Annotated in this window: 13 protein-coding genes; 3 read left to right on the top strand and 10 right to left on the bottom strand. The window is 61.7% G+C overall.

The window, feature by feature from the left end; translation table 11 throughout:
- Window positions 1-141: 141 nt before the first annotated feature.
- The 7 genes from DJ563_RS22045 to DJ563_RS22015 form a co-directional block, all read right to left on the bottom strand.
- Window positions 142-1035, bottom strand: coding sequence for an ABC transporter permease subunit (locus DJ563_RS22045; RefSeq protein WP_033702126.1), 894 nt, complete (start codon window positions 1033-1035; stop codon window positions 142-144).
- Entirely contained in the window at window positions 1032-1913 is an 882-nt protein-coding gene (locus DJ563_RS22040; protein WP_177326479.1) for an ABC transporter permease subunit, read from the bottom strand. The genes DJ563_RS22045 and DJ563_RS22040 overlap by 4 nt, the downstream gene beginning before the upstream one ends.
- 35 nt (window positions 1914-1948) lie before the next feature.
- The gene (potA, locus tag DJ563_RS22035; protein ID WP_033702130.1) at window positions 1949-3091 is read right to left on the bottom strand and encodes a polyamine ABC transporter ATP-binding protein; all 1143 of its coding nucleotides are present in this window, start codon (window positions 3089-3091) and stop codon (window positions 1949-1951) included.
- A gap of 72 nt (window positions 3092-3163) precedes the next feature.
- On the bottom strand, window positions 3164-4258 hold the full coding sequence (locus tag DJ563_RS22030) for a polyamine ABC transporter substrate-binding protein (protein ID WP_274097833.1): 1095 nt from the start codon (window positions 4256-4258) through the stop codon (window positions 3164-3166).
- Window positions 4259-4417: 159 nt separating this feature from the next.
- On the bottom strand, window positions 4418-5515 hold the full coding sequence (locus DJ563_RS22025) for a polyamine ABC transporter substrate-binding protein (RefSeq protein WP_047582109.1): 1098 nt from the start codon (window positions 5513-5515) through the stop codon (window positions 4418-4420).
- 169 nt (window positions 5516-5684) lie between these two features.
- Entirely contained in the window at window positions 5685-7046 is a 1362-nt protein-coding gene (locus DJ563_RS22020) for an aspartate aminotransferase family protein (protein WP_033702135.1), read from the bottom strand.
- Between the two features lie 48 nt (window positions 7047-7094).
- Window positions 7095-8453 (bottom strand): glutamine synthetase family protein, encoded by a 1359-nt coding sequence (locus DJ563_RS22015; protein ID WP_033702137.1) that lies wholly within the window; start codon window positions 8451-8453, stop codon window positions 7095-7097.
- Window positions 8454-9027: 574 nt separating this feature from the next.
- Here DJ563_RS22015 and DJ563_RS22010 point away from each other — a divergent pair.
- Complete coding sequence (locus DJ563_RS22010) at window positions 9028-10404, top strand: glutamine synthetase family protein (RefSeq protein WP_033702140.1); 1377 nt, start codon at window positions 9028-9030, stop codon at window positions 10402-10404.
- A 51-nt stretch (window positions 10405-10455) separates the two neighbouring features.
- On the opposite strand, the gene argA is transcribed toward DJ563_RS22010, so the two are convergent.
- Together argA and argE are read right to left on the bottom strand one after the other, a co-directional pair.
- A complete protein-coding gene (gene argA / locus DJ563_RS22005; RefSeq protein WP_033702141.1) occupies window positions 10456-11754 on the bottom strand; it encodes an amino-acid N-acetyltransferase in 1299 nt (432 codons plus the stop codon).
- Window positions 11755-11878: 124 nt separating this feature from the next.
- On the bottom strand, window positions 11879-13021 hold the full coding sequence (gene argE / locus DJ563_RS22000) for an acetylornithine deacetylase (RefSeq protein WP_274097832.1): 1143 nt from the start codon (window positions 13019-13021) through the stop codon (window positions 11879-11881).
- Between the two features lie 115 nt (window positions 13022-13136).
- Between argE and DJ563_RS21995 the strand changes: the two genes are divergently transcribed.
- Complete coding sequence (locus DJ563_RS21995; protein ID WP_274097831.1) at window positions 13137-14513, top strand: inorganic triphosphatase; 1377 nt, start codon at window positions 13137-13139, stop codon at window positions 14511-14513.
- A 114-nt stretch (window positions 14514-14627) separates the two neighbouring features.
- Here the strand turns inward: DJ563_RS21995 and DJ563_RS21990 are convergent, their stop codons facing one another.
- On the bottom strand, window positions 14628-15098 hold the full coding sequence (locus DJ563_RS21990) for an Lrp/AsnC family transcriptional regulator (protein ID WP_033702147.1): 471 nt from the start codon (window positions 15096-15098) through the stop codon (window positions 14628-14630).
- 126 nt (window positions 15099-15224) lie between these two features.
- On the opposite strand from DJ563_RS21990, the gene DJ563_RS21985 reads away from it, so the two are divergent.
- On the top strand, window positions 15225-15530 hold the full coding sequence (locus tag DJ563_RS21985) for a hypothetical protein (RefSeq protein ID WP_258714235.1): 306 nt from the start codon (window positions 15225-15227) through the stop codon (window positions 15528-15530).
- Window positions 15531-15567: the final 37 nt, after the last annotated feature.

The raw sequence follows: 15567 nt of genomic DNA, 5'->3' as shown, positions 1-15567 counted from the left end.
TTGTTGAGGTGTTGCGCAGATCGAGCGCCGCCCGCGCGGCGCTCGATCTCATGAACAACGCAGAAATATCGGCAACCCCATCCAGGGCCCACCCACGTCTCTGCCATACCGCAAAGGGCCGCGAAGCGGCCCCAAACCGGGTCAGGCGGACGCTGCAGCAGCCGTCGGGCGCTTGACCTGTGGCTGCGACACGTTCGCCGCAGCACCTTCTTCGATCGCCTGCTGAATCGCCTTGCGACGACGCTCTTCAGCACGGCGGCTGAAGAACCAGACCATGAAGGTCACCAGCGACACCGACAGCAGGATCAAGCTGGCCACAGCGTTGATCTCAGGCTTCACGCCCAGGCGCACCGCCGAGAACACTTCCATCGGCAAGGTAGTCGAGCCAGGCCCGGACACGAAGCTGGCCAGCACCAGGTCGTCCAGCGACAGCGCGAACGACATCATGCCGCCCGCCGCCAGCGAAGGCGCGATCATCGGGATGGTGATCAGGAAGAACACCTTCCACGGCTTGGCACCCAGGTCCATCGCCGCTTCCTCGATCGACAGGTCCAGCTCACGCAGCCGCGCCGACACCACCACCGCCACATACGCCGCACAGAACGTGGTGTGGGCGATCCAGATGGTGACGATGCCACGCTCCTGCGGCCAGCCAATCATCTGCGCCATGGCCACGAACAGCAGCAACAGCGACAGACCGGTGATCACTTCAGGCATGACCAGCGGCGCGGTAACCAGACCACCGAACAGCGTACGGCCCTTGAAGCGAGTGACCCGGGTCAGCACGAAGGCCGCCAGGGTACCCAACGCCACTGCCGCCACCGCCGTGTAGCAGGCGATTTCCAGCGAGCGCATCACCGACCCCATCAACTGGGTGTTGTCGAGCAAGCCGACGTACCACTTCACCGACCAGCCACCCCACACCGTCACCAGCTTGGAGGCGTTGAACGAGTAGATCACCAGGATCAGCATCGGCAGGTAGATGAACAGCAAGCCGAGCACCAGCATCAGCTTGGAGAAACTGAAACGCTTCATGCCCTGCCCTCCATCTCTTTGGCCTGGCTGCGGTTGAACAGCAGGATGGGCACGATCAGGATCGCCAGCATCACCACCGCCAGCGCGGACGCCACCGGCCAGTCACGGTTGTTGAAGAACTCTTGCCACAGCACCTTACCGATCATCAGGGTTTCCGGGCCCCCCAGCAGTTCCGGGATCACGAACTCACCCACCACCGGGATAAACACCAGCATGCAGCCGGCGATGATGCCGTTCTTGGACAGCGGCACGGTGATCTTCCAGAAGCTGTTGAAGGTGCTCGAACCCAGGTCCGATGCAGCTTCCAACAGGCTCGGGTCATGCTTCACCAGGTTGGCGTACAGCGGCAGGATCATGAACGGCAGGTACGAGTAGACCACGCCGATATACACCGCCAGGTTGGTGTTGAGGATCTGCAACGGCTGGTCGATCAGCCCCAGCCACATCAGGAAGCTGTTGAGCAGCCCGTTGTTGCTGAGGATACCCATCCAGGCGTAGACGCGGATCAGGATCGCCGTCCAGGTCGGCATCATGATCAGTAACAGCAGCACGGTCTGCGACTCTTTGCGGGCATTGGCGATGGAATAGGCCATCGGGTAGCCGATCAACAGGCACAGCAGGGTGCTGATGAAGGCCATCTTCAACGAGCCGAGGTAGGCCGAGATGTACAGCTCGTCCTCGGTCAACAGCCCGTAGTTGGCCAGGTTGAGCACCAACTGGATCTTGTCTTCGACGTAGCTGTAGATCTCGGTATACGGCGGGATCGCCACGTCGGCTTCGGCAAAGCTGATCTTCAACACGATGAAGAACGGCAGCATGAAGAACAGGAACAGCCAGATGAACGGCACGCCGATCACCAAGTGCCGCCCCTCCGGGATCAAGCGCTGGAAGGCTCGCTTGAGCTTGCGCAGTTTCATGACCGCAGTACCACGCCGCTGTCGTCTTCCCACCACACGTACACTTCATCGCCCCAGGTCGGACGCGTGCCCTGGCGCTCGGCGTTGGCCACGAACGACTGGACGATCTTGCCGCTCGGCAGCTCGACGTAGAACACCGAGTGGCCGCCCAGGTAGGCAATGTCGTGGACCTTGCCGCGCGACCAGTTGTGCTCGCAGGTCGGCTGCTGGGTAGTGACCAGCATTTTTTCCGGGCGCAGCGCGTAGGTGATGTGTTTGTCTTCGACCGACGTGGTGATGCCGTGGCCGACGTAGATCTTGCGCTCCAGCTCAGGGCTGGCAATGATCGCGTGGCCTTCGGCGTCGTCGACCACATCACCTTCGAAAAGGTTGACGTTGCCGATGAATTCGCACACCAGGCGGCTGGTCGGGGTCTCGTAGATGTCCACCGGCGAGCCGATCTGGGCGATCCAGCCCAGGTGCATGATGGCGATGCGCTGGGCCATGGTCATGGCCTCTTCCTGGTCGTGGGTCACCATCACGCAGGTCACACCCACGCGCTCGATGATCTCCACCAGCTCCAGCTGCATCTGCGAACGCAGCTTCTTGTCCAGGGCGCCCATCGGCTCATCGAGCAACAGCAGCTTCGGCCGTTTGGCCAGCGAGCGGGCCAGGGCCACACGCTGGCGCTGGCCGCCAGAAAGCTGGTGTGGCTTGCGCTTGGCGTACTGGGTCATGTGCACCAGCTTGAGCATCTCGGCCACGCGGGCGTCGACGTCGGCCTTGGGCAACTTGTCCTGCTGCAGGCCGAAGGCGATGTTCTGCGCCACGGTCATGTGCGGGAACAGCGCGTAGGACTGGAACATCATGTTGATCGGCCGCTCGTAGGGCGGCATGTCGGTGATGTCGACGCCGTCGAGCAGGATCCGCCCTTCGCTCGGCCGTTCGAAACCGGCCAGCATACGCAGCAAGGTCGATTTGCCGGAACCGGAGCCACCCAGCAAGGCGAAGATCTCGCCTTTGCGGATTTCCAGGGACACATCGTCCACAGCTACCGTTTCGTCGAACTTTTTCGTGACCCGGTCGATCTTGACCAGCACCTGCTTGGGTTGCTGGCCACCCTCGAGGGCTTTCTTATAGGCACCGGAGGCAACTGCCATGAGTGAAACTCCCAACAAGATTTGTGTGCCCGCGCAACCTGTTCTGCAGGGGGCCGCGGCGGGCCTGGATTGTTACTTGCCCGACTTGACCTTGGTCCAGCTACGGGTCATCAGACGTTGCACCTTGGGTGGCAACTCAGCGTTGACGAACATCTTGTCCAGCACTTCCTGCGGTGGGTAAACCGCGGCGTCAGTCCTCACGGCCTGGTCCATCAGGTCGCCAGCCTTGGGGTTCGGGTTGGCGTAACCGACGTAATCACTGACCTGGGCGATAACCTCAGGTTTCAGCAAATAGTTGATGAAGGCATGGGCCTCTTTGACGTTCTTGGCGTCCTTGGGGATCGCCAGTACATCGAACCAGAGGTTGCCGCCTTCCTTGGGAATCGCATAAGCCAGGTTCACACCCTTCTTGGCTTCTTCCGCGCGGGCCTTGGCCTGGAAGATATCGCCCGAGAAGCCTGCCGCGACGCAAATGTCGCCGTTGGCCAGGTCGGTGATGTACTTGGACGAGTGGAAATAGGTCACGTACGGGCGTACCGCCAGCAGCTTCTTCTCGGCCTTTTTATAGTCGTCGGGGTTGCTGCTGTTGGGGTCCAGCCCCATGTAGTTGAGCACCGCCGGGAGCATTTCGTCCGCCGAGTCGAGGAAGGCAACACCACACGTGGAGAGCTTTTTCATGTTCTCGGGTTCGAACAACACAGCCCAGGAATCGATAGTGTCGACGCCCAGCGCAGCCTTGACCTTTTCTACGTTGTAACCAATGCCGTTGGTGCCCCACAGGTAAGGCACGGCGTACAGGTTGCCTGGGTCATTCTTCTCGAGGCGCTTCATCAGCGCCGGGTCCAGGTTGGCATAATTGGGCAGCAGGTTCTTGTCGAGCTTCTGGAACGCGCCCGCCTTGATCTGCTTGCCGAGGAAATGGTTGGACGGCACGACGACGTCATAACCGGTGTTACCGGCCAGCAGCTTGCCTTCCAGTGTTTCGTTGGAGTCGAAAACGTCCTGCACGGGCTTGATACCCGTTGCCTTCTCGAAATCCGCGAGTGTGGTTGGGCCGATGTAATCGGACCAGTTATAGAAATGCACCGTAGGCGCCGCTTGGACGCTGCATGCCAGCGTCAGGCCCGCTCCAGCCATCAAGGCCTTGCGTAATACAGAAATAGACAAGTGGGTGGTCCTCACAATCAGTGCATGGGTAGCGGCAATGTGGCCGCACACGCAAAACCGGCGCGCAACTTACCTTCGCAGCTTCGATGCCGCAATCATCAATTGCCTTTCACTGCCTCTGGGCCGGGAGTCCCCGGCCCAGAGAGCCTCGCATCGGGCTTACTTGCCCGACTTGATCTTGGTCCAGCTGCGGGTGATGTCGCGCTGGGCAGCCTTCTCTGGCGCTTTGATGGCGTACAGTTGCGCCTTCACTGCATCAGACGGGTAGATGGCCGGGTCGCTGGTGATGTCCTTGTCGACGAACTCGGTCGCCGCCATGTTGCCATTCGGGAAACGCACGGCGTTGGTGATGGCGGCCATCACTTTCGGCTGCAGCAGGTATTCCATGAACTTGTAGGCAGCTTCGACGTTTTCGGCGTCTTTCGGAATGGCGACCATGTCATAGAAGGTGCCGGCACCTTCCTTCGGAATGACATAGCTCAGCTTGACCTTGTCGCCGGCCTCGTGGGCACGGGCCTTGGACTGCTCCAGGTCACCCGAGTAACCCACTGCCACGCAGATGTTGCCGTTGGCGAGGTCAGAGATGTACTTGGAGGAATGGAAGTAGGTGATCGACGGACGAATCTTCAGGAACAGATCTTCCGCGGCTTTCAGGTCTTCTTTCTTGGTGCTGTCGCTCGGCTTGCCCAGGAAGTGCAACGCGGCCGGGATCATCTCGGTCGGTGCATCGAGGAAGCTCACGCCACAGCTTTTGAGTTTTTCGATGTTCTCAGGCTTGAACACGACGTCCCACGATTCGATCTTGTCGACGCCCAGCGCGGCCTTGACCTTCTCTGGGTTGTAACCGATACCGATGGAGCCCCACATGTAGGGGAAGGCGAATTTGTTGCCGGGGTCGCTGGCATCGCCAACAGCCTTGAGCAGGGCTGGGTCGAGGTTTTTCCAGCTTGGCAGCTTGGAGCGGTCCAGCTCCTGGTAGACACCCGCCTTGATCTGCTTGGCCAGGAAGTTGTTGGACGGCACGACGATGTCATAGCCCGACTTGCCTGCCAGCAACTTGGCTTCGAGGGTCTCGTTGCTGTCGAAGACGTCATAGACGACCTTAATGCCGGTCTCTTTCTCGAAATTGGCCACGGTGTCCGGGGCGATGTAGTCCGACCAGTTGTACACGTGCAGTACTTTGTCATCAGCCTGAACAGCGGTCGCCATGGCACCCATCAGGGCGGCGGCCAGCAACGTCTTGCCCATTTTCTTCATGCGTCATGCTCCAGATTTTTTTGATTAGCCATCCGTTCAGCTGCCAGGTCCCGCAGTACACGCGCTGGGCGACTGAAACAGTCGCTAGTCTGGCAAGTTACAAGGCGCTGTTTCAAGGAAAGCAGCCCCTTGTAACCAACTAATGTCACAACGCTAGCCTAGCAGGTGCTCATCTGATCGCTTCGAGGGTCAAGTCCAGGCACTTGCGTGCCTTTTCCACCAGCTCGTCGATCTCTGCATGGCTGATCACCAGCGGTGGCGCGATGATCATGGTGTCACCCACCGCACGCATGATCAGGCCGTTCTCGAAGCAGAAGTTGCGGCAGATCATGCCCACGCCCTTGCCTTCGTAACGGCTGCGGGTCGCCTTGTCCTTGACCAGCTCGATCGCGCCGAGCAGGCCCAGGCCGCGCACTTCACCTACCAGCGGGTGGTCTTGCAGCTCACGCAAACGCTTTTGCAAATACGGTGCCGCTTCGTTGCGTGCCTGCTCGACAATGTGCTCGTCGCGCAGGATGCGCAGGTTTTCCAGGCCTACCGCGGCCGCTACCGGGTGGCCCGAATAGGTGAAGCCGTGGTTGAAATCGCCGCCTTCGCTGATCACCTTGGCCACAGTGTCACGCACGATCACACCGCCCATGGGGATGTAACCGGAGGTCAGGCCCTTGGCGATGGTCATCAGGTCGGGCTTGAGGTCGTAGTAGTCGGAGCCGAACCACTCGCCAGTACGGCCGAAGCCGCAGATGACTTCGTCGGCAACGAACAGGATGTCGTACTTGGCGAGGATCTCCTTGACCTTCGGCCAGTACGTTTCTGGCGGGATGATCACCCCGCCCGCGCCCTGGATCGGCTCGGCGATGAAGGCCGCGACGTTGTCTTCGCCGACTTCGAGGATTTTCTTCTCCAGTTGCTCGGCAGCCCACACCCCGAACGCGTCCGGGCTCATGTCACCGCCCTCACCGAACCAGTACGGCTGCGGGATGTGCACGATACCCGGGATCGGCAGGCCGCCCTGCTCGTGCATGCCACTCATGCCACCCAGGCACGCACCGGCGAAGGTGGAACCGTGGTAGCCGTTGATGCGGCCGATGATGGTCTGCTTGTGCGGTTTACCCTTCAGTGCCCAGTAGTGACGGACCATGCGCAGCACGGTGTCGTTGCCTTCGGAGCCGGAGCCGGTGAAGAACACATGGCTCATGCCTTCTGGCGCCACGTCGGTGATCGCCTTGGCCAGTTCCAATGCCGGCGGGTGCGCGGTCTGGAAGAACAGGTTGTAGTACGGCAGCTCGCGCATCTGCTTTTCGGCAGCCTGCACCAGCTCTTCGCGGCCATACCCCACCGCCACGCACCACAGGCCGGCCATGCCGTCGAGGATCTTGTTGCCCTCGCTGTCCCACAAATGCACGCCCTGGGCCTTGGTGATGATGCGCGGCCCCTTCTCCTTCAGCTGTTTGTAGTCGCTGAAGGGCGCGAGGTGGTGCTCGCCGCTCAGGGTTTGCCATTCACGGGTTTGCGGGTTTTTGACGCTCATGTGCTTCTCCGTTATCCGACAGCCGCGCTCCTGCGGCACCAGGGTTGATCAGACTGCAAACAGCAGGAACTCACGTTCCCAGGAACTGATGACGCGTTTGAAGTTTTCGTGTTCGGCGCGTTTGGTCGCGACGTAGCCGGTGATGAACTTCTTGCCCAGGTACTGCACCAGCGCACGGCTGACTTCCATGCGTTCCAGGGCGTCTTCGATGGTCAGTGGCAGGCGCAGGTTGCGGCGTTCGTAACCACGGCCCTGCACCGGCGCGCTGGCCTCGATGCCTTCGACCATGCCGATGTAGCCGCACAGCAGGCTGGCGGCGATGGCCAGGTAAGGGTTGGCATCGGCGCCCGGCAAGCGGTTCTCGACCCGGCGGTTTTGCGGCCCGGCATCCGGCACGCGCAGGCCGACGGTACGGTTTTCCTCGCCCCACTCGACGTTCACCGGCGCCGAGGTGTCGGGCAGGAAGCGGCGGAACGAGTTGACGTTGGGGGCGAACAGCGGCAGCGCCTCGGGGATGAACTTCTGCAGGCCACCGATGTGGTGCAGGAACAGCTCGCTCATGCTGCCGTCTTCGTTACTGAAGATGTTCTTGCCGGTGGCCGCGTCGATCACGCTCTGGTGCAGGTGCATGGCACTGCCAGGCTCGCCGGTCATGGGCTTGGCCATGAAGGTGGCGGCCACGTTGTGCTTGAGCGCAGCCTCGCGCATGGTGCGTTTGAACACCAGGATCTGGTCGGCCAGGTGCAGCGCGTTGCCGTGACGGAAGTTGATTTCCATCTGCGCCGTGCCGTCTTCGTGGATCAGCGTGTCGAGGTCCAGCTTCTGCAGTTCGCACCAGTCATAGACATCCTCGAACAGCGGGTCGAATTCGTTGGCGGCTTCGATCGAGAACGACTGGCGGCCGGTTTCCGGGCGGCCCGAGCGGCCTACCGGCGGCTGCAGCGGGAAGTCCGGGTCTTCACTACGCTTGGTCAGGTAGAACTCCATCTCGGGCGCGACAATCGGCTGCCAGCCTTTGTCGGCGTAGAGCTTGAGCACTTTCTTCAACACGTTGCGCGGCGACAGTTCGACCGGGTTGCCCTTCTTGTCGTAGGTGTCGTGGATCACCTGCGCCGTCGGCTCGATGGCCCAGGGCACCAGGAACACGGCGTCTTCGTCGGGGCGGCAGATCATGTCGATGTCGGCCGGGTCGAGCAGTTCGTAATAGATGTCGTCGTCGACGTAGTCACCCGTCACGGTCTGCAACAGCACGCTCTCGGGCAGGCGCATGCCTTTTTCGGCGATGAACTTGTTGGTCGGCGAGATCTTGCCGCGCGTGATACCAGTGAGGTCGCTGATCATGCATTCGACTTCAGTGATCTTGTGCTCTTTCAACCAATCGGTGAGCTGGTCGAGGTTGTTACTCATAAATACCTCAGGAGGTAAGGTGGTCCGCGCATTGATTCTGGATGGAGAAGATTGCTAAAGCAAAAACCCCCACGCACGAGCACAGTGGATACACTGAAAACAAGCGTGTCCGTAATGAGTTTGAAGGGCAGGAAGGCGAATCGAGTAGCGCAACGCCGCTACGGGGGAAGGTCCGAGTGCGCCAAGCGTCAATTATTGCGGCCAGGGCGGCCACACCGTTGACGGTGCGTTCATGAACGACAGGGGTACCCGACTGCACTGCGCAGGCAGCGCTTTCAGGTCGCGACAAGCGGACCATATGACCCTCGTATTATTGTGTTTTGGGTTGTGACCGAGCTTAGCCTTGTTCATTTTTTTACACAACACCTCCGTAAAAAATAAAACACGGCAAGCTTGAGATAGCCCTTTGAGCGGTAAATAGCGGATAATGGCACGCCCCGATATGCAGCAAATCTGCCGTAGATGTGCCATTTCAGGGCATCATGGGGTTGGCTTGACATCAGTATGGCTTTTCGATTGACTGGTCCTGCAAGCCCCCCTTGATTGATATTTTTAACAACAAAGGTGTTGCATCATGTCGGTACCCCCGCGTGCCGTTCAGCTTAACGAAGCGAACGCGTTCCTTAAGGAACATCCTGAGGTTCTCTACGTTGACCTTCTGATTGCAGATATGAATGGTGTGGTGCGCGGCAAGCGCATAGAGCGCACCAGCCTCCACAAGGTTTACGAGAAAGGCATCAACCTGCCGGCCTCCCTCTTCGCCCTGGACATCAACGGTTCCACCGTCGAGAGCACTGGGCTTGGCCTGGACATCGGCGATGCTGACCGCATCTGCTATCCAATCCCCGACACGCTGTGCAACGAGCCGTGGCAGAAACGCCCCACCGCACAGCTGCTCATGACCATGCACGAGATCGAAGGCGAGCCCTTCTTCGCCGACCCTCGTGAAGTGTTGCGTCAGGTTGTCAGCAAGTTCGACGACATGGGCCTGACCATCTGCGCCGCGTTCGAGCTGGAGTTCTACCTGATCGACCAGGAGAACGTGAACGGCCGCCCGCAACCACCCCGCTCGCCGATCTCGGGCAAGCGCCCACAGTCGACCCAGGTGTACCTGATCGACGACCTCGACGAATACGCCGACTGCCTGCAGGACATCCTCGAGGGTGCCAAGGAGCAGGGTATTCCGGCCGACGCCATCGTCAAGGAAAGCGCCCCGGCGCAGTTCGAAGTCAACCTGCACCACGTCCCCGACCCGCTCAAGGCCTGTGACTACGCGGTGCTGCTCAAGCGCTTGATCAAGAACATCGCCTACGACCATGAAATGGACACCACCTTCATGGCCAAGCCCTACCCGGGCCAGGCAGGCAACGGCCTGCACGTACACATCTCCGTGCTGGACAAAGATGGCAACAACATCTTCACCAGCGAGGATCCCGAGCAGAACGCCGCGCTACGTCACGCTGTCGGCGGTGTGCTCGAGACCCTGCCCGCGTCCATGGCGTTCCTTTGCCCGAACGTCAACTCGTACCGTCGCTTTGGCGCGCAGTTCTATGTGCCGAACGCGCCGAGCTGGGGCCTGGACAACCGCACCGTGGCCCTGCGCGTGCCGACCGGCTCTGCCGATGCCGTGCGCCTCGAGCACCGCGTAGCCGGCGCCGATGCCAACCCGTACCTGATGATGGCGGCCGTATTGGCCGGCGTGCACCACGGCCTGACCAACAAGGTCGAGCCCGGCGCGCCGATCGAAGGCAACTCGTACGAGCAGCTGGATCAGAGCCTGCCGAACAACCTGCGCGATGCCCTGCGTGAGCTGGACGACAGCGAGATCCTCAACAAGTACATCGATCCGAAGTACATCGACATCTTCGTCGCGTGCAAGGAAAGCGAGCTGGAGGAGTTCGAGCATTCGATCTCCGACCTCGAGTACAACTGGTACCTGCATACCGTGTAACTGAAAACGCCGCCCATCAGGGCGGCGTTTTTCATTGAGGCCGAGGCAGGCTTACAGCGACTTTTCGAAAATCTTCGAATTGCGCTGATAGTTGTACAGCGAAGCCCGCGCCGCCGGCAGCCGCTCCACGCCACTTGGCGCAAAGCCACGCTCGCGGAACCAGTGCGCAGTGCGCGTCGTCAGCACGAACAACGTATTCAAACCCATCTGCCGTGCCCGGCTCTCGATGCGTTCAAGCAGCTCATCGCCGCGCCCACCATGCCGGTACTCCGGGTTCACCGCCAGGCACGCCAGCTCCCCCGCCTCGGAATCGGCAATCGGGTACAGCGCCGCACACGCGATGATCATGCCCTCGCGCTCGACCACGCTGAACTGCTCGATTTCCCGCTCCAGCACCTCGCGCGAACGGCGCACCAGGATGCCTTGCTCTTCCAGCGGGCTGATCAGTTCCAACAGGCCGCCGACATCTTCGATGGTTGCCTCACGCACGACCTCGAACTGCTCTTGGGACACCAGTGTACCGCCACCCCCGCGGGTGAACAGCTCGGTCAGCAGCGCACCGTCTTCGGCATAACTGACGATATGGCTGCGCGCCACGCCGCCCTTGCAGGCCTCGGCGGCAGCATCCAGCAGCTCACCCTGATAGTCGCTGCCCAGGCGCAGCAGATGCGGCGCCACCTGCTGCGGGCGCAGCTCACGCACCAGCTTGCCCTGTTCATCCAGCAGCCCCGGCTCGGCGCCGAACAGCAGCAGTTTGTCGGCACCCAGCTCGATGGCCGCGCGGGTGGCCACGTCTTCGCAGGCAAGGTTGAAGATTTCACCGGTGGGCGAGTACCCCAGCGGCGACAGCAGCACGATGGAGCGCTCGTCGAGCAAGCGGCTGATGCCTTTGCGGTCGACCCGGCGCACTTCGCCGGTGTGGTGGTAGTCCACGCCTTCGAGCACACCGATCGGCCGGGCAGTGACCAGGTTGCCGGACGCCACGCGCAGGCGCGAGCCTTGCATCGGCGAAGCGGCGATGTCCATCGACAAGCGGGCCTCGATGGCCAGGCGCAGGGCACCCACAGCATCGATCACGCAATCCAGCGTGGCCGCATCGGTGATGCGCAGGCTGCGGTGGTAGTGCGGAGTCAGGCCGCGTTCGGCCAGGCGGCTCTCGATCTGCGGGCGCGAGCCATGCACCAGCACCAGCCGCACGCCCAGGCTGTGCAGCAGCACCAGGTCGTGGACAATATTGCCGAAATTAGGGTGCTCTACCCCATCGCCGGGGAGCATGACCACAAAGGTGCAGTCGCGATGGGCATTGATGTACGGGGAAGCATGACGCAGCCAGTTGACGTAATCGGGCATGACAGGGCCTGTGGATAAGTGGACGGAGAACGGCGATACAGGGGGCGTTCAAGATCATCGTCGGAACAGGCTTGCGGTCACGCGCGGTCTCCTCTAGGCAGGAACGAATCAGCTCAATGGACGTTTAGTGCAGGCAATAGTGCCGGATCAGGTCACGCAATAGACGCACGGTAGGCTCGATTCGTGACATTTCAAGGTACTCGCCAGGCTGGTGGGCACAGGCGATGTCGCCAGGGCCCAGCACGATGGTCTGGCAGCCCAGCTGCTGAAGATAAGGCGCTTCGGTGCCGAACGCTACCGCTTCGGCGCGATGACCGGTCAGGCGCTCGGCCACCTGCACCAGCTCGGCGTCCGCAGCCTCCTCGAACGGGGGTACTTCGGGGAACAGCGGCGCATAGTCGATACGCACCTCAAAACGTTCCGCCAGCGGTACCAGCTTCTGGCGAATCGCCGCACGCAACTGCTCTGCATCCATCCCCGGCAGCGGCCGCAGGTCGAATTCCAGCGCACACTGGCCACAAATGCGGTTGGGGTTATCGCCGCCATGGATGCAGCCGAAGTTCATCGTTGGCGTAGGCACGGTGAACTGTGGGTTGCGGTACGCCTGCTGCCATTGCCCGCGTAACTGCATCAGCTCGCCCATCACCGCGTGCATGGCTTCCATGGCGCTGCGCCCGAGGCTTGGGTCCGACGAATGGCCGCTGCGGCCCAAGATGTCGATGCGGTCCATGAGGATGCCTTTGTGCATGCGGATCGGCCGCAGGCCGGTAGGCTCGCCGATCACCGCTGCGCGACCCAGAGGCTGGCCGGCCTCGGCCAGGGCGCGGGCGCCGGACATGGAGCTTTCTTCGTCGCAGGTGGCGAGAATCAGCAGCGGCTGCTTGAAGTCGTGCTCCAGCAACGGCAGCACGGCCTCGATGACCAGGGGGAAGAAGCCCTTCATGTCGCAGCTGCCCAGGCCGACCCAACGGCCATCGATTTCGGTCAGCTTCAGCGGGTCGCTCGACCACAGCTGCTCGTCGAAGGGCACGGTATCGCTGTGCCCCGCCAGCACCAGGCCACCCGGGCCGGTGCCACGGCTCGCCAGCAGGTTGAACTTGCCGGGGCTGACCTGTTGGATGTCGCACGTGAAACCCAGGTCGCCCAACCAGCCGGCCAGCAGGTCGATGACCTGGCGGTTGGACTGGTCCAGCGCAGGCTGGGTACAACTGACCGAAGGCGCGGCGATCAAAGCGGCAAACTGGTCTTTCAGCGTCGGCAACGGCATGCCCGTACTCCTCGGAAGCGTTGCCCATCATAGGACCATCTGCCGTCTGGAATAAACCGTTGGCGGCCGACTGCTGTAGACTCTGTTGCCAACGAGCCCCTCCTTCGAGCCAGCGATGCACAAAGAAACCGAACTCAAGCTCCGCGCCAGCCGCGAGACCCTTGCCGCCCTGCGCGAGCACCCCTTGCTGAAAAAGCGCAACAAGTCCGGTTGGCAGACCCGCGAACTGCTCAACCAGTACTTCGACACCCCGGAGCGTGACCTTTGCGCTGCCCGCGTGGCCCTGCGCCTGCGCCGCGATGGCGAGGCGATCATCCAGACCTTGAAGTGCCGTGGCCAAAGCGTGGCCGGGCTGTCCGAGCGCAACGAGTACGAGTGGCACCTGGACAAGGTCAAGCTCGACCTGAAAAAACTCGACGCCACCTGCTGGCCCGAGCAGCTGGCCGCGCTCGACAAGAAAACCATCAAGCCGCTGTTCACCACCGACTTCACCCGCGAATTCGCGGAAATTGCCTGGGGCCGTGGCAAGAGCAAAGTCGTGATCGAGGCCGCTCTGGACCAAGGCTTCGTGATCGCCGGCAAGCGCAAGGAAGAAATCTGCGAGCTGGAGCTCGAGCTGCGCGAAGGTGCGCCTGAAGCCCTGCTGGAGCTGGCCGCCGAGCTCGCCGCCAGCCTGCCGTTGATGCCCTGCGACATCAGCAAGGCCGAGCGTGGCTACCGCCTGCTGGAGCCCGAGAGCTATGAGCTGGGCCTGCCGCACACCGAGCTGGACGCCGAAATGGCCGTGGACGATGCCTACGCCGCCCTCGCCTGGCAGCTGTTGGCCAGCAGCCAGCGCCTGGCCGAGCAATATCGCCACAATGGCCACTGGCGCCTGTTGCAGGACTGGGTCGAGTGCCTGGCCGAGTTGCGCGCACTGACCAGCAGCCTGGGCCAGGCGGCGCCACGCCCGTCCACCCGCGCCCTGCGCAGCAGCCTCGACGCATTGCTCGAAGACTGGCGCCCGCTGGTGCAGGCCGGTAACGATGACGAAGACATCCGCCGCGCCGCGCCCGAGCAGTTTGCCGAAGAGCTCGAAGACGTGCGTTGGGGTCAGTTCTCCCTGGAAACCTCGCGCTGGCTGCTGGCCCGTGGCTGGACCGCCGAGCGCAAAGGCCGTGGCGAACGCCAGGGCAACGCGCAGCTGGCCAGCTGGATGGCCCACCTGCTGGGCGAAGAAGGCCGTGCGCTGAAGCTGCCGCTGTACACCCAGCGCCCGGAAGACCTGGCCGAACAGCTGCCGCGCATCGAACAGTTGCTGGCCTGGCTGCACCATGCCCGCCAGGTGCTCGAAGCACCGCAAATGGACCGCCTGTACGGCGACCTGAAAAAACTGCACGAGCTGGCCGAGCTGCCGCTGTCGGAAGAGCCCGACGAGCTGCTTGAAGCCCGTATCGAACAGGCCCGCGCCGTTGATCAGAGCCGCGGCTGGAAGCACCTGCTCAAAGCCTGACGACACGGCCCCTGTAGGAGCGGCCTTGCGTCGCGAACGGGTCGCGCAGCGACCCTTTCCGACCGGTCCGTCGCCCCGGCAAGGCCGCTCCTGCAAAAATCACGAAAATCTACCTCAGCGACCCAGTGGCAGGCTCGTCGTGGACTTGATCTCCGAAAGCGCCACAATCGAATTGACCTCCTGAATCCCCGGCACATTCGACAGTTTTTCAAAGAAGAACCGCTCGTACGCCTCGATGTCCGAGGTAACGATGCGCAGCAGGAAGTCCACCGACCCCATCAGCACATAACACTCCAGCACCTCCGGGAACCCCCGAATCGCCTCGGTGAACTCGGTGAAATTCGAGCGCCCGTGCGCGTTCAGCTTCACCTCGGCGAAGATCTGCGTGTTCAAGCCGATTTTCTTGCGGTCGAGCAAGGTCACCTGCCCGCGTATCACCCCCTCCTCCTTCAGCCGCTGAATACGCCGCCAGCAAGGCGATTGCGACAGCCCGACACGCTCGGCGATCTGTGCGCTGGACAGCGAAGCGTCCTCCTGAAGCAGTTCGAGGATGCGCCGATCATAGGCGTCCAGCTCGCTGTGCATGAATAATCCCCTAAAACCAGATAATCAGAATTGAACGATCTGCCATACCGGCAAATCGATGGAATCATAGCGAAAAAATTCCCGCCGCAACGTGCAAGAATTTCTCCCACATTCGCGGAGACCAGCATGAACGCACTGCCACGTACCGACGCCTGGGCCGCCAGCAACGCCCACAGCACCGTGCACTACCGCCTGCAAGCCGAAGCCGAGCCCGACAGCCTGTGCCGGGTGCTCAACCTGTTTGCCTTGCAGTTTCTGACCCCGCACCACGTGCAGGTCAGCCAACAGGAGGACTGGCTCGATATCGAAATCGGCATTGGCGGGCTGAGCTGGCACCGGGCCGAGGTCATTGCGCAAAAATTGCGCAACCTGGTGTGCGTGGGTGAGGTGAGCCTGGCGAACCTTGCGCGCGTGGAGCTGGCGGTGGTCTGAGCCCGCTTCTTTTGTTCATGTCGCAAGATCCCGAAAC

Source organism: Pseudomonas sp. NFX1 (assembly GCF_051123555.1).
Classification (GTDB): domain Bacteria; phylum Pseudomonadota; class Gammaproteobacteria; order Pseudomonadales; family Pseudomonadaceae; genus Aquipseudomonas; species Aquipseudomonas capeferrum.
The sequence above is the reverse complement of the archived record's forward strand: the minus strand, read 5'-3'. Positions and strand labels throughout refer to the sequence as shown.